Raw genomic sequence first — 18,818 nt, 5'->3', positions numbered from 1 at the left:
GTTCCGGCGGCCTGTCGTTCCGGTCGTAGTTTTCTCAGCCGGCCTTGGCGATCCGCAGAATCTGCGATTCACCGCCACCACGCTCTTCAGTCACGGCATAAACCGCACCATCCGGCCCGACCTTCACGTCGCGGATGCGCGCCTCGAGGGGCAGACGGCTTTCGGTCGCGACCTTGTCGCCGTCGATGTGCAGGATCACGAGACCCTGGCTCACCAGACCGCCGACGATGAAGGCGCCCTTCCATTCGGGAATCAGGTCGCCATCATAATAGGCCATGCCGGAGGGGCCGATGACCGGGTCCCAATAATAGACCGGCTGCTCCATACCTTCTTTGGCGGTAGCGCCTTCGCCAACCGAGCGGCCGCTATATTCGACGCCATAGGTGATGACTGGCCAGCCGTAATTCAGGCCCGCTTTTGGCAGGTTCAGCTCATCGCCGCCCTTTGGTCCGTGTTCCACGGTCCAGAGCCTGCCCTGACCATCAAGTGCCGAGGCCTGCAGGTTGCGGTGGCCATAGCTCCATATTTCGGGAAGGGCGTTCTGCTGGCCGGCGAAGGGGTTGCCTTCAAAGGCCTTGCCTTCAGCATCGATGCGGAAGACCTTGCCAAGCCCGCTCGACAGATCCTGCGCCTGCACGCGCGGCTTTGAATCCGAACGCTCGCCGACGGTGACATAAAGCTCGTTGTCAGGTCCGAAGACGAGGCGCGAGCCGAAATGCTTGTCGCCGTCATAGGTCGGCATCTGGCGGAAAATCACCGAGACATTTTCCAGTTTCGTCGCGCCGCCATCTTCGGTCAGCTTGGCCGACGCGACGGAGGTGCCGTTGCCGCCATCGCGCGGTTCGGAAAAGGAGAAGAAGATGGTGCGCGATGTTTCGAAATCGGGCGCGAGCGCGATGTCGAGAAGTCCGCCCTGTCCGTCGGACGCCACCTCCGGTACGCCGGCAATCGCCGGGCCTGCCTTGCCGTCGGCGACGATATGCATGGCCCCTTCCTTGGCGGCGACAAGCATGCGGCCATCCGGCAGGAATTCCATGGACCACAGGTGCGGCAGCCCCTCGGCGACGATGGTTTTTTCGACATTCGGCTGGGAGGCGGCCTGCGGCGCGCGTGTCTGGCCCTCAAAAGCCGGCTTCTGATCCGGCGCATTCGGCCGTTTCGTTTCGGCAGCCGGGGCGGTCTGGGCGTGTGCAGCGCCGGCAAAGGGCAGGGCGAGCAGCGCACACAGGATCGTCGAACTCAGAAATCGGTTGTTGTGGAACATGGGTCTCCCTTCCATCGTTACATCAGGCAGAGAACCATTTGGGGAGGATTTCGTTTCCTGCGATAGTTTCAAGAAAACTTGATCGGTCCGTGTGCAGGCTGCACGCTCTTTTCTCATCCATGCGAATTCATAGGGAACCGCAAGGCGTGAGCGACGTTTGGCCTCTGTTATGAGGAGGGCGCCATGCAGATCATCGACAACAAGACCATAGACGGCAACAGAACCAAACCGATCCTGAACGTTGCGGAATTCTGCCGGCGTTACCGGCTGGACAAGGCGGAGGAGACCCGGCTCAGAAAGCTGTTCGGCGAGTTCGCCTCGCGGCACGAGCTTTTGATGAATGCGCAGCGCAAGCCGAGCTTCCGCTGATTATTCTTCCTCGTCGAGAGATTTTCCGAAGATCATGAAGACATCATAACGGGTGTTCTTGCCCATTATCTGATGCGAAGGCTTGCGAATGCCCGGCATCGGCTCGGCGCGCAGGGGCCATTTCAGGACCACCCGCTTTGTCGCATTCTCCAGTGCAGCCTCCATCAACTCCACCTGGTCCGGGTCGGCGCCAACCAGTTCTCTCAGCACCCGCATTTCCTTTTTTACCAGCGCCGTGTTGTGGCGTGGCGGATGCATGGGGTCGACAATCACCACCTCGGGTGAAAGCTCTTTCAGCAGATAGCGTGAATCGCCGTTAAGCAGCGTCATCCGTGCTGCCGCCTCGGCGTAGGCGCCGCCCGCTTCCAGGGCGCGGCGAATGCCATCGGCGAGATGGGCATGCATTTCCGCTGAGCGTTCGATGAGGGTGACGTCAGCCCCGAGGGATGCGAGCAGGAAGGCATCGCGCCCCAACCCGGCCGTGGCATCGACGATTTTTGGCGTTCGGCCTTTGGTGAAACCCGCGGCCTTGGGCAGAGCCTGTCCGCGCCCTTCGCCGGAGCGGAAACGGTGGCCCACCGCACCGCCGACAAAATCCACCACGAAGCTTTCGTTTTGTTCCTTCATCTGCGACCTCAGAACGGGCAGGGCACGGTATAGGTGACGTCACGCCCATCCGGATGACGGAAGCCAATCTCTTGCGCATGCAGCATCAGGCGCGGTGCGGCAGCGAGCGCCTTACCCTCGGCATAAAATTCATCGCCGAGAATGGGGTGGCCAAGCGCCTTCATATGCACCCGCAATTGGTGGGTGCGGCCGGTGAGGGGTGTCAGCGCCAGCCGTGTTGCCGGAAGCGGCAATCGTTCCAGCACCCGCCAAAGGCTTTGTGCCGGCTTGCCGTTTTCGTGGTCGACCCGGTGGCGGGGCTTGTTTTCGGGATCGATGGCGAGTGGCAGGTCCACTTCTCCCGCCTCTCCGGCAACCTCTCCCCAGACAATGGCGACATAGGATTTGCGCGTCTGGCGGTTTTCAAACTGCGACGCAATCGCCGCATGCGCCCTGCGGTTCAGGGACATCAGCACGATGCCTGACGTGTCTTTGTCCAGCCGGTTGATCATCAGTGCTTTCGGGAACTGTTTCTGCACGCGCGTCATCAGGCTGTCGGAAAGCGCCGGATCGCGCCCCGGCACCGAGAGAAGCCCGCTCGGCTTGTCCAGCACCAGCAGGTCCTCGTCGCGGTGCACGATGGTGAGCCAGGGGTCGAGTGGCGGATTATAGACAGGGTTGGAAAGCTCGGATGACATGTCGCTTCCTTAGCACGAATTGCACATTCGGACAGGCCGCTAGTCGGGAATATGGAGATTGACGCGCCCGCTGGTCAGGTCGCTCAGAAGCCGGGTGAGCCGTTCGGCTTCCTCGACCGGAACCGAGAGCACCATATCCGCGCCGGTGCCGGTGAAATCTTCCCTTTCCATCCGCAGGTTCTGCGTGGCGGACAGGCGTGATTTCACCAGCGCCAGATCGGAGAAGGGGCAGCTCAGCGTGGCGCTGACATAAGCGATGACCGGTGACGTCTCGCCTAACCGCAGGCAGGCCGCCGCCGTGCCGCCATAGGCGCGCATGAGCCCGCCGCTGCCGAGGAGAATGCCGCCGAACCAGCGGATGACGAGAACCGCGACATTATCCAGCGCCTGGCCGTCGATGGCCTGAAGGATCGGTTTCCCGGCCGTTCCCGAGGGTTCGCCGTCATCGCTGAAACGATAGGTCTGGCCGCTTCGCCATGCCCAGCAATTATGGTTCGCGTCGGGATCGGAATGCGCCGCGAGGAAGTTCTTCGCATCCTCTTCGCCCGTCACCGGCGCGGCAAAGGCGATGAAGCGGCTTTTCTTGATATCCTGCGAAAAGGAAACGGGGCGGTCGAGCGTGAACATGGGCGTTTCAATAACGCATATATTCGCATGCGGAAATCGGTATAAGGCTCGGAATGGCGAAGATGGCGATGGAGAAGGTTTTGAGCAAGGCGAGGCAGGTTGCTGTTATCGGCGGCGGGCCGGCGGGGCTGATGGCGGCCGAGGTGCTTTCGGCCGCGGGCCATGCCGTGACGGTGTTCGAAGCGATGCCGACCGTGGCGCGCAAATTGCTGATGGCCGGAAAATCCGGCCTCAACATCACCCATGCCGAAGACTACGACAGTTTCCGTCAGCGGTTTGGCGAGGCGGAACCGCGGCTGCGTGCCGCCCTCGATGATTTCACCCCCGATATGTTGCGCGAGTGGGCGCTGGGGCTGGGGCAGGAGACCTTTGTCGGCACCTCGGGCCGGGTGTTTCCCACGGTCATGAAGGCCTCACCGCTGCTGCGGGCATGGCTCGCCCGGCTGGAGGCGCAGGGCGTAACCATCAGAACGCGGCATCGCTGGACGGGTTTTTCCGGAGAGCACCTGGTTTTTTCGACCCCGGAGGGCGAGATCACTATCAACGCCGATGCCGTGCTGCTGGCGCTGGGCGGCGCCAGCTGGCCGCGTCTCGGCTCCGATGCCGCATGGGTTCCGGCGCTTGCGGCCAGAAGCGTCGAGTTCTCCCCGTTCCGCCCGGCCAATTGCGGTTTCGACGTCGACTGGAGTGATGTCTTCCGCGAGCGTTTTGCGGGTGAAGCGGTGAAATCCGCGATCACCATTTCGCCGGCAGGAGCCTTTCAGGGCGAATTCGTGATAACAAAGCATGGCATTGAGGGCAGCGTGATCTATGCCCATTCCGCCGCCCTGCGCCACCGGCTGGAACAGGTGGGCAAAGTATCGCTCGCGATTGATCTTGCACCGGCACGTACGGTGGAACGCCTCAGTCTGGATCTGGGGAAGCTCGGCCGGAAGGAGAGTTTTGCAAACCGTATGCGCAAGGCGGCTGGCTTATCGGCTGTGAAGGTCGGGCTTCTGCGGGAAATATTTCCCGATATCGCCGCCATGCCGGACGAGTTTGTCGCCGCGAGAATAAAACATGCGGAGATACCGCTTTTGCGGGCGAGACCGATTGCCGAGGCGATTTCGTCGGCCGGCGGTATCGCCTGGAGCGGCGTTGATGAAAGTTACATGCTGAAAAAGCTCCCCGGCATATTCGCTGCCGGGGAAATGCTGGATTGGGAAGCGCCGACCGGCGGTTATCTGCTCACCGCCTGTTTCGCCACCGGCAAGGCCGCCGCGAAGGGCATGGCCGGGTGGCTTGAAGGCTCAGCCTGAGAGCCGTTCCGCCGCGCCCGCTTCCTCACCCGAGGCGGTCCTGACGAGGCAGCGCATGATGGCGTCGGTGGTGACGGCGCCGAGCGCCTTGCCATTTTCTCCAACGACCGTGGCGCTGCTGACATTTTCCCGGACGAGCGCGCGCAGGCCCTCTTCAACCGTCATATCCGCATCGAGCTGAAGCCGCGACTGGCCGGAAAACTCCGGCTGCACGATGGCGCCGAGGCGAATGACCCTGCCGCGATTGACCTCCTCCACGAAGGCCTCGATATAACTGTCGGCCGGCGACATGACGATTTCGGCTGCCGTGCCCTGCTGGATGATTTCGCCATCGCGCAGAATGGCGATCTTGTCGCCCAGCCGCAGCGCCTCGTCGAGATCGTGGGTGATGAAGACCACGGTCTTTTTCAATTCCTTCTGCAGTTCCAGAAGCACTGTCTGCATGTCGACGCGGATGAGCGGATCGAGCGCAGAATAGGCTTCGTCCATCAAAAGGATTTCGGCATTATTGGTGAGCGCCCGCGCCAGACCCACACGCTGCTGCATGCCGCCGGAAAGCTGGTTGGGATAATGGTTGGAGAAGCCTTCCAGCCCCACGCGCCTGATCCAGACTTCCGCCCTTTCCTCCCGCTCGCGCTTGTCGACGCCCTGCACTTCAAGGCCATAGACGACATTCTGCAGCACGTTGCGGTGCGGCAAGAGGCCGAATTTCTGGAACACCATTGCCGTCTTGTGGCGGCGAAATTCCAGCAGGTCCGCTTCGTTGAGGCGACAGACATCGGTGCCGCCATAGAGGATTTCGCCGGCGGTCGGGTCGATCAGCCGGTTGACGTGGCGGATCAGCGTCGATTTGCCGGAGCCGGAAAGGCCCATGATAACGGTGATCTGCCCGCCCGGCATGGTGATGTTGATATCACGCAGGCCGAGCACGTGGCCATGTTTGGCATTGAGATCCGCCTTGGACATGCCGGCCTTGACGGGGTCGACATAGTCGGCCGCCTTGGGGCCGAAAATCTTGTAGAGGCTGCGAATTTCGATCGATTGACTAGCCATGCGCCACTTCCCGGTGTTTTTGCAGGCGAAGGCCATAGGCCTGGCTGATGCGGTCGAAGATGATGGCGATGCCGACGATGGCAAGCCCGTTGAATACGCCGAGCGTGAAATACTGGTTGGCGATGGCCTTCAGCACCGGCTGGCCAAGACCCTGCACGCCGATCATCGAGGCAATGACGACCATGGCGAGCGCCATCATGATGGTCTGGTTGATGCCGGCCATGATGGTGGGGAGTGCGAGCGGCAGCTGCACCTTGAAAAGCTTCTGGCGCTTCGAGGAGCCGAAGGCATCGGCAGCCTCCAGCACGTCGTGGTCGACCATGCGGATGCCGAGATTGGTGAGCCGGATCATCGGCGGAATGGCATAGATGACGACGGCGATGACGCCAGGCACGCGGCCGATGCCGAGCAGCATGACGACGGGAATGAGATAGACGAAACTCGGCATCGTCTGCATCACGTCGAGAACGGGATTGACCACGCTCTGCAGGCGGTTGGAGCGCGCCATGGCGATGCCGATAGGCAGGCCGACGACGATGGACAGCACCGCACAGACGAAGATCATCGAGACCGTCTTCATCGTGTCTTCCCACATGCCGAACCAGCCGATGGCGAAGAGAATGCCGCAACACAGCGAAACAATGGTGGCGCTGCGGCTGCCGAACCAGGCGAGCGCGGCGACAATAAGAATAACGACCGGCCAGGGTGCGCCGATCAAAAGCCTTTCCGCCCAGATGAGGAAGCTCTGAAGGGGGGTAAACAGCCCCTCGATTGCGCCGCCATAGGTTCGGGTAAAAGCCCGGAACCCCTCGTCGATGACTTTTTTCAGCGCGCGCAGAGCATCGTCATTCATGGTCGGAAATTTGAAAAGCCATTCCATATCCTGTTCTCCATGACGAACCGGAGGCGGGGATCGATGTCCTCCGCGCTCCGGGAGCAAAATCGCCAGAGCGCCGCGCATCCTTCAGGACGCAAGGCGGAACGCTCTGTTGAACCGGCGCATCGCCACCGAAAGCCTTGGGCATTTCGGAGCCGGTGCGGGCGCGGCGTCGCCGCTGGCGAACGCCGGTTGCCGGGCAGATATGTAAGGACCGGCTTTTAAAGGGCGGCCTTGACCTTTTCCGCGACCTCGGGAGAAACCCAGCCCGTCCAGAGAGCTTCGTTTTCCTTCAGGAACTGCTTGGCGCCATCTTCGCCGGTCGCCTGGTTATCCGTCATCCAGGCGATCAGCTTGTTGACGGTCGCGTTGGTCCAGGCGCGTTTGTTGAGATAGTCCATAGCGGGGCCGGCACGATCGGCAAAGGACTTGCTGACCAGCGTCTGCACGTCGTCCACCTGCCATGCGTTCGGCTTCGGGTCCGGACAATCGGCAACCGAGGTGCAGCGCTTCCATTCTGCCGCATCATAGTCCGTGCCGAATTCGAGCTTTACCATCTCGTATTTGCCGAGCAGCGAGGTGGGCGCCCAATAATAGCCGACCCATGGCTGCTTGGCTTCGTAAGCCTTGGCGATGGAACCGTCGAGACCTGCGGCGGAGCCGGTGTCAACGAGGGTGAAGCCGGCCTTTTCACCGCCGAAAGCCTTGAACAGCTGCGCGGTGACGACAGTGCCGCCCCAGCCCTGCGGGCCGTTGAACACGGCGCCCTTCGACTTGTCTTCCGGCGACGGGAAGAGTTCGGGATGTTTGAAGAGGTCCGGAATGGTCTTGAGATCGGGATTGGCCTCTGCGAGGTATTTCGGGATCCACCAGCCCTGAACAGCGCCATCGGAAAGGATTTTTGCGGCCGCGACCACTTTGCCGCCTTCCAGACCCTGCTTGACGATTTCCGGCTGCAGGCTGACCCATGCCTCGGGGGCAATATCCGGCTGGCCTTTTTCGGCCATGGAGGTCAGTGTCGGCACGGTGTCGCCGGTCACGATTTCGGCGGAGCATCCATAGCCCTTTTCAAGAATGAACTTGTCCAGGTTGGCGGCAACTTCGGCGGATTGCCAGTTCATGCTGGCGATTGTCACGTTTCCGCAGTCGGCAGCATAGGCTGCGCCGCCTGAAAAGGCGAAGCCGGCGGAAAGAATTGTGGCACCCAAAAGTATTTTCATTTTTGTTCCCTCTGGTCGCGGTGTGGCGAAGACCCGGGTGCTGACGGCACCGCGACCGCCAGCGCCTTTATTGAGGCTTAATAATTGCTTTCTGGCCGTTCCGTTTGCGGCAGATTCTGGCGTATTGAGGATGGCAATTATCAATCAATTATCCGGTCCCGCGAACGCGAGCCTGAAATCCGTGGTGTGGAGACACCGAATTCGCCGCGCCCCTGCGCTCGCGCATCCCAATATTTCGGAAGAACGGAACTTTTTCAGTATTTGAAGAAACCCGGGGGAACAATAAACGGAAGTTTCTGTTTTCTTGGACTTTTATCTTGTTCTGTATTACGGGAGATTTCCTCTCGGTTTTTGTGGTGATGTTGAATGACCAATCTTCGTGCTGCCCCGGTATGGCCGATCGGTGGTGGTGAAACGGGTGAGCTTGTGCGCCGCTTCGACTGGTCGAAGACATCGCTCGGTCCTATTTGCGAATGGCCGCAAAATCTGAGGCAAAAGGCTAATTCCGTCGTCAATTCCCCCATTCCGCAGGTGCTGATGTGGGGCAGGGATCACGTGATGATCTACAATGACGGCTATGCGGAGATCGCCGGCAATTATCACCCGCGGGCGCTGGGCGGAACGGTGCCCGGCATCTGGCCGGAAATATGGGACTGGAACAGCCGTATTCTGGAAGCCGGTTTTCGCGGTGAGGTCATGGCCTATCGCGACCAGCCGATGACGCTGATGCGACATGGCCTGCCGGAAGAGGTGATCTTCGATCTGTTCTACACGCCGATCTACAATGAGGGCGGCACGGTGGACGGCGTTTTGTGTACCGTGCTCGAAAATACCGACAAGGTGAAGGCCGTGGAGGCGCTGGAGCAGAGCCGCAAGGAACTAAGCCGGCTCACCAATGCCCTGCCCATTCTGGTCGGGTATGTCGATCGTGACTACGTTTATAAATTCGCCAATGACGGCTATCTGGAATGGTTCGGCCGCCGCGCCGAGGAGGTGATCGGCCGCAGCGTTCCCGAAATCGTCGGCGAGGCGTTTTTTGAGGCGCGCAGGGCCTATCTGGATCGTGCGCTCGCCGGCGAGAAGATCGTTTCCGACACCGTGATCCGCAGGCCCGACGGCACCATGCGCGCCGCCGAAATCCGCTATGTGCCGCGCTATATCACGGATGGCTCCATCGATGGCATCTATGTGCTGATCATCGATATCGAGGACCGCAAGCGCTCGGAACAGGAAATCCTCATCAGCAACAACCGTTTCCGTGCGGCGGTGGATGCGGTGCACGGCGTGCTGTGGACCAACAGCGCCGATGGCAGGATGCTGGGCGAGCAGCCTGCCTGGGCGGCGCTGACGGGCCAGACTCCGGAAGAATATCAGGGCTTTGGCTGGGCGGACGCCGTCCACCCGGAGGACAGGCAGGGGTCTGTCGAAAGCTGGAACAGCGCGGTCGCGGAAAAGTCGACCTATGTCTGGGAACACCGCGTGCGCCGTCACGACGGCGTCTACCGCACTTTTTTGATCCGCGGCGTGCCGATTTTCGACAAGTCCAGCGCCATTACCGAATGGGTCGGCGTTCACACTGACATAACCGAGCAGCGGCGGGCCGAAGACACCCTCAAGGAACATGCCAGCAATCTCGAGCGCGAAATCCGCCACCGCATCCGGGCGGAAGAGCAGCTTCGGCAATTGAACGAAAGCCTTGAAGCCCGTGTCGAGGCGGAAATGGCGGAGCGCCGCCAGACCGAAAAGGCCCTGCAACAGGCGCAGAAGATGGAATCCATTGGCCAGCTGACCGGCGGCGTCGCGCATGATTTCAACAATCTTCTGCAGGTGATCGCCGGCAATCTGCAATTGCTCTCCAAGGATGTGATCGGCAATGAGCGCGCCGAAAGGCGGCTGGAAAATGCGCTGGCCGGTGTCCATCGCGGTGCAAAGCTGGCCAACCAGCTGCTGGCCTTCGGCCGTCGCCAGGCGCTGGAACCGCGCGTCATCAATATTTCCCGTTTCGTGACCGGCATGGACGATCTGCTTCGCCGTTCGCTCGGTGAGGCGATCGAGGTGGAGGTTATCACCTCGGGCGGTCTCTGGAACACCTATGCCGATCCCAACCAGGTGGAAAATGCGCTTCTCAACCTCGCCATCAATGCGCGCGACGCCATGGAAGGGCACGGCAAGCTGACCATTGAAGTGGGCAATGCGGTGCTCGACCGCGATTATGCCCGCAAGCATTCGGAGGTTTCGGCGGGGCAATATGTCATGCTCGCCGTCACCGATACCGGGTCGGGCATGTCGCCGGAGATCCTCGAAAAAGTCTTCGAGCCGTTCTTTTCGACCAAACCGGAGGGCAAAGGCACCGGTCTCGGCCTTTCGATGGTCTATGGTTTTGCAAAACAGTCCAGCGGCCACGTCAACATCTATAGCGAGGTGGGGCAGGGCACGACGGTGAAGATGTATCTGCCGCGCTCCGCCGCCGATGAGGACCGGGAAGTAGTGATGCCGACCGGCCCCGTGGAGGGCGGAACGGAAACCATTCTTGTGGTGGAAGATGACGAGGAAGTGCGCAACACCGTCGTCGAGACGCTGAGCGATCTCGGTTACCGGGTGCTCACCGCCCGTGATGCGCAGGCCGGTTTGACGGTGGTGGAAAGCGGCATTCCGATCGATGTCATCTTCACCGACGTGGTAATGCCCGGGCCTTTGAAAAGCCGGGAAATGGCGCGCCGCGCGCAGGAAAGGCTGCCCAACCTCGCCGTTCTCTTCACCTCGGGTTACACCGAAAACTCCATCGTGCATGGCGGCAAGCTGGATGCCGGGGTGGAGCTTCTCTCCAAGCCCTATACGCGCGAAGCGCTGGCACGGCGCATCCGCCATGTGATTGCCAACCGCAAGCAGGTTTCTTTGGCGAGAGCGCGGCCGGCAGTTGCGCCGGGTTATTCCAAGCCTTCCGAACCGGTGAGGACGGTCGAAAACGAAAACCGGTCCATACGCGTCCTTCTGGTCGAAGATGACGAGCTGATCCGGATGAATTCGACGGAGATGCTGGCGGAGAGCGGCTTTGCCGTCGTCGAGGCCGGAAATGCGGCTCAGGCGCTGAAGGTGATCGAGGCAGACCGCATAGATGTTCTCGTCACCGATCTCGGTCTGCCCGACATGAAGGGCGGCGAGCTGGCGGTGGAGGCTCTGCGCCGCAAGCCGGGGCTTGCCATCGTGTTTGCGACGGGCGACAGCCATTTGCCGGAAGGGGCGCCCGAAAGCGCGGTGCTGCTCACCAAGCCCTATGACGAACAGCAGATCGTTTCGGCCGTCGAGCAGGCCCATACGGCAAAGAGCGCCGTGGCGGAATAGTACGCCCGCCGCTTTGTTGCCGGCTCAGTAACCTCTGATCATGTCAACCGTTTCCGGCAGCCTGCCGGTCTCGCGCCATGCGCGAACATTGCCCGCGACGATCCGCGCCGAACTTTCGCGGCTTGTCGGGGCGGAAATATGCGGCAGGACCGTGACTTTCGGGTGCTGCCAGAATGGCGAAGCCGTGGGCAGCGGCTCCTGTTCGAAGACATCGAGAACGGCATGCGAAAGGCGGCCGGAATCGAGCGCCGCGATCAGGTCGTCGGCGACGATGACCGCACCGCGGGCGAAGTTGATCAGCGCCGCCCCTTGTTTCATTGCGGCGAGACGGCCGGCATCGAGAAGGCCACGCGTCGCGTCGGTGAGCGGGACGAGGCAGACGAGAATGTCGCTTTTTTCCAGCAGGGCTTGCAGCCCGGCATCGCCGGTCAGCGTTTCCACGCCTTCGATCACCTTGGCCGAGCGGCTCCAGCCGACGACGTTGAAGCCCGCATGGGTGAGGCGTTCGGCTGCAGCGGTGCCAAGCGCTCCAAGGCCAAGGAGACCGATGGTCATCTCGCCGGGATGGCGGTAGTCCAGCTCCTGCCAAAGGGCCTTTTGCTGGTTTTCACGATAGGCCGGCATGTCGCGCTGCAGATAGTAGGTCCATGCCAGAACGGCTTCGGCCATCACGCGGGAAAGCTCCGGGTCCTTCAGCCGGACGATGGGGGGAGCCTTGTCGCCCAGCTCCAGCACCAGCCGCTCGACGCCCGCCCACAGGCTGTGAATCCATGTGAGGCCCGGAAGCGCGGCGATATCGGCGGGATCGGGATTGGCGACGATGGCAAAGTCCACTGCCCGTCGCTGTTCGTCCGTCAATTCGGAGAAGGAGAGGATGTCCTCCTGCGGCATGGCGGCGCGTAGCGCCTGTTTCCAGACGGCTTCCGTTTCCGCATTCATCCGTGAAACAAAGGCGATGGGTGATGGCATGGGACTGATCCTGCTTGCGATTTTAGCTTTACGCCATCAATGCGCAATTTCGGGGGGCAATACCATGGGTTTATCGTTCAAATCTTCCACAGAATAAAACGGCCCGGTTTTCACCGGGCCGTTTCACGATCACGCCTCTTCCTTCACCGGCGGCTTCGCATCGCCGTAATAGGCCGAGAATTTCTCGTGATAGTGCTCCGAACCGCCGGGGCCGGCATAACGCTGCAGTTCCGTCATGTCGGTCTTGTTCAGCACGATACCGAGCGTCTTGTTGGCGATCTGCGGCTCGTTGGCCATCAGGTTCTGCACCATCTGGATCGGCGTCTTGCCCCATTCGGTGACGAAGACGAAACCGTCCACCTGCGGTGCAAAGGCCTTGGCATCGATGACGGGGACGACAGGCGCCAGGTCGACGATGATGTAATCGCAGGCCTCGCGCGCCGAGTCGATGAATTTGCGCATGCCGGAGGAGGACAACAACTCGCTCGAATGGGCGAACTGGTTGCTGGTCGAAACCGGCAGGATGCCCATTTTCGTGCGCGTATCGACCTTTACCGCCTGCGTCCACGGAATTTCATCGAGCACAACTTCCACCAGACCGGCGGATTGCCGCGTCGTCAGCATGCGGCTGAGGCCGGGATTGCGGATATCCGCATCGACGACGAGGGTGCGCTTGCCGGTGGAGGCGATCAGACCGGCGAGATTGAGCGCCACGACCGACTTGCCCTCGTTCGGCAGGCAGGAAATGACGCCGATGACCCGGCATTGACGTTCCTGAATGACGACATCCGCGGTCAGCTTCACGTTGCGCAACGTTTCCGCGAAACTGGAGCGCGGGCTGTCGACGGCAAGGCGCAGCATTTTCTGGAACGAGACCTGCCCGCTTTCGTCAAGCGTGGCATGTTCGCCGCCTGGGGTGGCGGCGCTGGTGCCGGCCTTGGCGTTTTCCACGCCCCTTTCCCCGATGAAGGGGAGGTAGCCGAGAAAGCGCATGCGCAGATTGTCACGCACGTCATTGCCGGTGTGGAAGAAGCGGTCCCGGAACTCGAGAAGCGCCGCGATACCCCCGCCCAGCATCAGGCCGAGAACGACCGAAAGCGCCATGGTCATGGTCTTTTTCGGACTGGAAGGCGATGTCGGCAGGCCCGCTTCGGAGATGATGCGTGCCTTGGCGATCGGCAGCGACTGCTTTTGCGAGGCTTCCTCGAAGCGGCCGAGATAGGACTGATAGAGGGTGCGCAGCGCCGTGGACCGCTGTTCGAGTTCACGCAGCTGCACCATGGTGATGTTGGCTTGAGAATTGCGACCAGCTACCTTGTCGATACTGTCACGCAACGACTGCACGCGCGAATTGGCAACGTCGACCTCGTTCTTGAAGCTGCCGGTCAGCTGCTGCAATTCCTGGAAGATTTGCTGCGAAATCTCTTTTTTCTCGGCTTCGAGCGCGGCCGCCTGCGGATGGTCGGCGCCGAATTGCTGGACGATGCCGCGCTGCCTGTCGGAAATGGTGATGTAGCGCTTGCGCAAATCCTGAATGACCGAGTTGTCGGTATCACGGGCCGACACGACGGCATTGTCGACAGCTGTCTCCGGCCCGCGGTCGATAATCGACTTGTACTGGCTGTAGCGGGCAGAGGCAGTAGCTGCATCCGCCTGTGCGGAAATCAGTTGGCCATTAAGATCGGCAAGCTGGCTTTCCGACATAAGCTCACCGCGTGAGGATACGATATTGTTGTCAGACCTGTATTTCTGAACTGCAAGCTCGGCGGCCTGGGCGCGCTGGTTGAGGTCGGTCATGCGTTCCTGCAACCATACAGAAGCGCGCTCGCTGGCGTCGAAATTGGCGTTCAGCTGTTCGGTGAGGTAGGCCTGTGCATAGGTCTTGGCGATCTGCGCAGCCAGCTGACGGTCGGTCGAGCGGGTGGAGATGGCGATGACGGAGCTGCGGCCGACACGTTCCACCGTCAAGGACTGCTGCAGCACGGCGGCGGCCTTTTCGCGGCGTCCGGCGCGGATTGCGGCTTCGGAGACGGGCGGATCGCCCGGCAGGACGAGATCAAGGATACCACGCACGGAGGTTTTGACGAGTTCGACCGGCGACATCGGCGGATTGACGATGATGTCATTCTCGTCGAACTTGGCCTTGTCGACCACTGTCAGCGCCATTTCCTTGGATTTCAAAATTTCCACGGCGCTGGCGATGCGGTTGTCGACGATCTGGGCGGCGGGCACCGGCGATTCCTCTTCCGCATAACGGGAAAGGCTTTCATCCAGCAGCACCTGCGTCATCGCGGTGTAAACGGGGGTCGCAAGCACCAGATAAAGGCCGGCCAGAACCACGGCTGCAATGACGGAGGCGGCAATGACATTGGCACGACGCACCACGGCGGCCCACAGGCGGTCGAGGTCGATGAACGTGTCGGAATCCTTGCCGGACTCCGGAAAACCGATATTGGATTTAAAGGTCTTGTGGTGCATGGACCTACCTTGTGAATTAAAAATGGTACGCGGGAAGCCGAATAAACTCGCCTTCCCGCCCCCCGTTATTGGTGCGCCGGCCGCCTCCCCCGGCGGCGCGATTAAAGTCAGGCCGCCTGGACGCGGCTTTCGTGGTTCGCCACCAGTTCCTTCACCGAAGCGAGAACCTGGGCTTCCATGTCCGCGCGCAGCAGCGAGAAGGCGACGTTTGCGGCAATGAAGCCCTGCTTGCTGCCGCAGTCGAAGGTGCGACCGCTATATTTCTGCGCATGGAAAGACTGTTTTTCCGCAAGCCGCCTCATGCCGTCGGTCAACTGGATTTCATTGCCCGCGCCGCGCTCCTGCTTGGCGAGAATATCGAAGATTTCCGGCTGCAGGATGTAACGGCCATTCAGGTAATAATTCGAAGGCGCCTTGGATGGTTCCGGCTTTTCGACCATTTCGGTGACCGCAAAGCCATGATTGACCTTCTGGCCGACGCCGACGACGCCATAGGACGACACTTCCTGGGGCAGGCATTCCTCGACGCCGAGAATATTGCCGCCGACTTCGTCATAAAGCTCCATCAGCCCGGCAATGCAGCCGCGTGCGCCATAGGACACCATGTCAGGCAGAAGCAGCGCGAAAGGCTCCTTGCCCACCAGTTCGCGTGCACACCAGACGGCGTGGCCGAGACCGAGCGGCACCTGCTGGCGCGTATAGCTGACGGTGCCGGCAACCGGCAGCATCTTTTCCAGCTGCAACACCTGCACGGTCTTGCCGGAGCGGGTCAGCGTATTGATGAGTTCAGGCGCGCTGTCGAAATAGTCTTCGATGGCGGTCTTGTTGCGGCTCGTGACGAAAATGATGTGTTCGATACCGGCCTGCATGGCTTCGTCGACAGCATATTGCACGACCGGTCGATCGACGATCGTCAGCATTTCCTTTGGCATCGCCTTGGTGGCGGGCAAAAACCGCGTGCCGTTGCCGGCTACCGGAATGACGGCTTTTCTGACAGTTTTGTTCAGGTCCATCGCGTTCTCCTTCATCAAGGTTTGATCTGTCCCCAGTCCCCGCGCAGATTTCGTCTACGCGTAAATTTCACGAAATCTGTCTTTTCACCCCTGTATTCGCTCCGGGCGCAAAGATGGCGTCCCGCAGCCTCCTCAGCCGCACTGCAATCGGCATTCTTAAGTGCCCCAGCACGGCAGGATCTCGGATTGTGGTCTTCAAGGCGCCCAGTACCGAGCGGCTCTTGATGTTTTCCACCAATGTCAAAAAATTATGCGCCAGCCGCAGGCTGCGGGCTCTCGCCTGCTGCGCATCCATGGCGGCGGGCAGCAGAGTGTAATGGCTCAGGAATTCCTGATCCGCCCGCATCATCGCTTCGACGTGATGAAGTTCGAGCACGCGCGAAATCGAGCCTTCGCGGATATTGTAAATGTAACCCGGCTTCGGTTCGATGGCGCAGAGGCCGCCGGCGGCGAGCGCCGAGGCGAGCAGGATATAATCCTCGCCGATGCGGATATCCTCGCGGAAGCGCAGTGCCTCGCTATTGAGGAAATCGCGCCGGAACATCGGTTTCATGTAGCCGAAATTGAAGGTGGAACGGAACAGGATGTTGGAGGAAATGAAGTCCTCAAGCGTGAGGGTGGATCGTTCCTCCAGAAACTCTTCCGGAAACATCGTCTCCATCGGCCTGCCGTCGGTATAGACCACATCGAGATTATCGACAGCGATGTCAGCATTCGCGGCCTCCGCCCGGCACATCATGCAGGCAGAACGCTCCGGGCGGATGACGTCGTCGGAATCGAGCACGGCGATCCAGCGTCCCGTCGCGGCCTCGATGCCGGCATTGCGTGCACCACCCGGACCGCGGTTTTCTTCGAGCGCAAGCAGGCGGATGCGGGGATCGATGGCGGCAATCGCCTCAACGAAGGGGATGGTATCGTCGGCGGAACGATCGTCGACGACGATGACCTCCAGCGTCACACCCTGCTGGTCGAGCGCGCTTTGAACGGCGGCTTCGATCGTATCGGCGGCATTATAGGCGGCGATGACGAAGCTGATATCGGGCGGGGAGGTGAGATTTTCCATCAGGTCGCCTCCACCGCGCCATACTGGCGGATTTCGCGCACACCGAATGCGCCGCTCATCGAACCCATATGCAGCGCGCCACGCAGCGCATAACGGTTGCGGCGCACGGCGTTGAAGCCGTTCAAGGCGGCGAATACGCCACAATACAGCACTTTCGAACCTGCCTTCAGCACCTGAACCACACGGCGTGCACCGGGTTTCTTTTCAGCCAGCACGCGGCCGTGGGTCTGGCCGGAGCGGAAGCGGCGTTTGGCCAGCCACATGAAGCTTGCCCGATTTTCCGGAACCGGCTCCGACAAGACGGCGTCTTCAGCAAAGACGATACGGCCGCCTGCGGCGTGAAGATGCGAGAAGAAATGGGTGTCCTCGCCGCCGCTCTGGCCGAGCGCCAGCGCGAAGCGCCGGCCCTTGACCGAGGGCGCATCCATCTTGAGCAGCGTGTTGCAGGTATAGCCGGTGATGATCTCGCCATTCACCCACACCGGAACTGTCGAGTGGAAATCGCCGCGTTTCATCCAGCCCGGCGCATTGTCCCGGTAAACCGCCGTCACGGGGCCGAGGACGGTTTCCGCACCGGTCTCGTCGGCTTTTTCCAGAAGGGCGGCCAGCCAGTGCGGCGGGGCGGTCTCGTCATCATCGATAAAGGCGAGATAATCCGCGCTGCATTCCGACAGGCAGGCATTGCGGGCAATCGAAATATTCGATTTCGGGCAATGAACATAGGTGATCTCGAAGGGTGCGGTTTCACGCAGGCGATCGACGCTTGCCTTGGCGCTCGGCTCCTCGTCATTATCGGCCACAATCAGGCGAACTTTCACGCCTTCCGGCACGTCCAGCTCGAAGAGTGACAGAAGTGTGGCGACGAGTGCCGGGCGTCTGTAGGTGCAGATGCCGATATCGACGGTCTTGAGATTTTGCGTGCCGGTGACGGTGTTGTCGGTCATGAGACAGCCTTTCTTCCCCGGAATTTCAGGAGTTCCAGCCAGAAGCCGGTGGACCAGGCCAGATGCATCACCATCGCCGAAAAGGCGGCGAGCGGGCCGTATGGGTTTTGCTGACCTATTGCCATCCACAAGCCATAACCCACACATGCGGCGATCCAGAGGCCGAGCGGAATAAGTGCGGCCCAATGCACGAGCGACAGTAGCGCGAGGATGAAAACCGGCAGGACGGCGAGCGGAATCATCTGGCGGATTTTCGGGATCGAGCGATGTTTCAAGAGGTTCTTTGCCCGGCCACGGCCATAGGCGAGATATTGCCTGAACAGCGGCATGACGCTTGCGCGCGGATAATAGGTCATGCGGGTCTTGTCGGTCATCCAGAGGCGGAAACCGGATTTGCGTAGCCGGAAATCCAGTTCGGCATCCTCGTTATGGCTGAAGCTCTCGTCATAACCACCCACCGCATCGAAAGCGGCGATCCGCATCAGCGCGTGGTGGCCATGGTCTATCCAGTGGCCTTTGGCGCCTTCGCGGTGCTTGGAGCCGCCATTGCCGAGCTTGGAATTCTGGGCGATGGCCGTCGCCTTTTGGAACAGGCCGTGGCCGACCGTATCCATGGCGACGACGACGGAATCCGCGCCGGTGCGCTCGGCGTCCTCGATCAGCCTCTGGCAATAATCATCGGGATAATCGCCATGGGCGTCGATGCGGATGAGGTAATCAAAATCCTCGCCGAAGGTGGCGACGGCAAGATTGATGCCGGCGCTCTGGATGCGCTTCGGATTGGCGAGAAGCGTGACGCGATCGTCCTTTGCGGCAAAGGCGGAAACGATATCGCGGGTTCCATCCGTGCTGCCGCCATCGGCGACCACGATGCGGAAGAGACGCCCCTGCATCGCATCGGTAAATTTGACAAGCAGCCCCTCGATCGTCTTCGCCTCATTGAGGCAGGGTATGACGATCAGCGTTCTGATGCCGGAATGACCAAGACCTTCCATGA

16 protein-coding genes are annotated in these 18,818 nt (G+C 60.8%); 3 read left to right on the top strand and 13 right to left on the bottom strand.

The genetic code is table 11. The features are described 5' to 3' along the window. Positions 1-34: 34 nt before the first annotated feature. Positions 35-1,264, bottom strand: coding sequence for a PQQ-dependent sugar dehydrogenase (locus tag AC5I5B_RS25285; RefSeq protein ID WP_111834833.1), 1,230 nt, complete (start codon positions 1,262-1,264; stop codon positions 35-37). Between the two features lie 183 nt (positions 1,265-1,447). Here AC5I5B_RS25285 and AC5I5B_RS25280 point away from each other — a divergent pair, with 183 nt between their 5' ends. Further along, on the top strand, positions 1,448-1,633 hold the full coding sequence (locus AC5I5B_RS25280) for a hypothetical protein (protein ID WP_003508485.1): 186 nt from the start codon (positions 1,448-1,450) through the stop codon (positions 1,631-1,633). Here the strand turns inward: AC5I5B_RS25280 and AC5I5B_RS25275 are convergent, their stop codons facing one another. The 3 genes from AC5I5B_RS25275 to AC5I5B_RS25265 are packed head-to-tail and all read right to left on the bottom strand — an operon-like array spanning position 1,634 to position 3,564. Beyond that, entirely contained in the window at positions 1,634-2,260 is a 627-nt protein-coding gene (locus AC5I5B_RS25275; RefSeq protein ID WP_111834834.1) for a class I SAM-dependent methyltransferase, read from the bottom strand. Between the two features lie 8 nt (positions 2,261-2,268). Then, positions 2,269-2,937 (bottom strand): pseudouridine synthase, encoded by a 669-nt coding sequence (locus tag AC5I5B_RS25270; protein WP_111834835.1) that lies wholly within the window; start codon positions 2,935-2,937, stop codon positions 2,269-2,271. 39 nt (positions 2,938-2,976) lie between these two features. Then, positions 2,977-3,564 carry an IMPACT family protein gene (locus AC5I5B_RS25265; protein ID WP_111834836.1) on the bottom strand — a complete coding sequence of 196 codons (588 nt, stop codon included), beginning with the start codon at positions 3,562-3,564 and terminating at the stop codon, positions 2,977-2,979. Positions 3,565-3,617: 53 nt separating this feature from the next. Between AC5I5B_RS25265 and AC5I5B_RS25260 the strand changes: the two genes are divergently transcribed. Next, positions 3,618-4,862, top strand: a complete 1,245-nt coding sequence (locus AC5I5B_RS25260) for a TIGR03862 family flavoprotein (protein ID WP_111834837.1) — start codon at positions 3,618-3,620, stop codon at positions 4,860-4,862. Here AC5I5B_RS25260 and AC5I5B_RS25255 read toward each other — a convergent pair. The 3 genes from AC5I5B_RS25255 to AC5I5B_RS25245 form a co-directional block, all read right to left on the bottom strand. Then, positions 4,854-5,915, bottom strand: coding sequence for a quaternary amine ABC transporter ATP-binding protein (locus AC5I5B_RS25255; protein WP_003508494.1), 1,062 nt, complete (start codon positions 5,913-5,915; stop codon positions 4,854-4,856). The genes AC5I5B_RS25260 and AC5I5B_RS25255 overlap by 9 nt on opposite strands. Next, positions 5,908-6,795, bottom strand: coding sequence for an ABC transporter permease (locus tag AC5I5B_RS25250; protein WP_060723802.1), 888 nt, complete (start codon positions 6,793-6,795; stop codon positions 5,908-5,910). Before AC5I5B_RS25250 ends, AC5I5B_RS25255 begins: the two co-directional genes overlap by 8 nt. A 218-nt stretch (positions 6,796-7,013) precedes the next feature. Next, the gene (locus AC5I5B_RS25245; RefSeq protein ID WP_003508499.1) at positions 7,014-8,012 is read right to left on the bottom strand and encodes an ABC transporter substrate-binding protein; all 999 of its coding nucleotides are present in this window, start codon (positions 8,010-8,012) and stop codon (positions 7,014-7,016) included. 366 nt (positions 8,013-8,378) lie between these two features. Between AC5I5B_RS25245 and AC5I5B_RS25240 the strand changes: the two genes are divergently transcribed. Then, on the top strand, positions 8,379-11,354 hold the full coding sequence (locus tag AC5I5B_RS25240) for a PAS domain-containing protein (protein ID WP_060723804.1): 2,976 nt from the start codon (positions 8,379-8,381) through the stop codon (positions 11,352-11,354). Between the two features lie 24 nt (positions 11,355-11,378). Here the strand turns inward: AC5I5B_RS25240 and AC5I5B_RS25235 are convergent, their stop codons facing one another. From AC5I5B_RS25235 to AC5I5B_RS25210, 6 genes are all read right to left on the bottom strand, one after another. Beyond that, the gene (locus AC5I5B_RS25235) at positions 11,379-12,323 is read right to left on the bottom strand and encodes a 2-hydroxyacid dehydrogenase (protein WP_003508503.1); all 945 of its coding nucleotides are present in this window, start codon (positions 12,321-12,323) and stop codon (positions 11,379-11,381) included. Between the two features lie 129 nt (positions 12,324-12,452). Further along, positions 12,453-14,801, bottom strand: a complete 2,349-nt coding sequence (locus AC5I5B_RS25230; protein WP_111834838.1) for a polysaccharide biosynthesis tyrosine autokinase — start codon at positions 14,799-14,801, stop codon at positions 12,453-12,455. Positions 14,802-14,908: 107 nt separating this feature from the next. Beyond that, positions 14,909-15,814 carry a UTP--glucose-1-phosphate uridylyltransferase gene (locus AC5I5B_RS25225; RefSeq protein WP_060723805.1) on the bottom strand — a complete coding sequence of 302 codons (906 nt, stop codon included), beginning with the start codon at positions 15,812-15,814 and terminating at the stop codon, positions 14,909-14,911. A gap of 67 nt (positions 15,815-15,881) precedes the next feature. Next, complete coding sequence (locus AC5I5B_RS25220; protein WP_111834839.1) at positions 15,882-16,877, bottom strand: glycosyltransferase family 2 protein; 996 nt, start codon at positions 16,875-16,877, stop codon at positions 15,882-15,884. Continuing rightward, the gene (locus AC5I5B_RS25215) at positions 16,877-17,821 is read right to left on the bottom strand and encodes a glycosyltransferase family 2 protein (RefSeq protein ID WP_060723807.1); all 945 of its coding nucleotides are present in this window, start codon (positions 17,819-17,821) and stop codon (positions 16,877-16,879) included. Before AC5I5B_RS25215 ends, AC5I5B_RS25220 begins: the two co-directional genes overlap by 1 nt. Further along, entirely contained in the window at positions 17,818-18,816 is a 999-nt protein-coding gene (locus tag AC5I5B_RS25210; RefSeq protein ID WP_060723808.1) for a glycosyltransferase family 2 protein, read from the bottom strand. Before AC5I5B_RS25210 ends, AC5I5B_RS25215 begins: the two co-directional genes overlap by 4 nt. Between the last annotated feature and the right edge of the window lie 2 nt (positions 18,817-18,818).

This window comes from Agrobacterium sp. (assembly GCF_059499945.1).
This window is presented reverse-complemented; position numbering and strand designations above follow the sequence as displayed.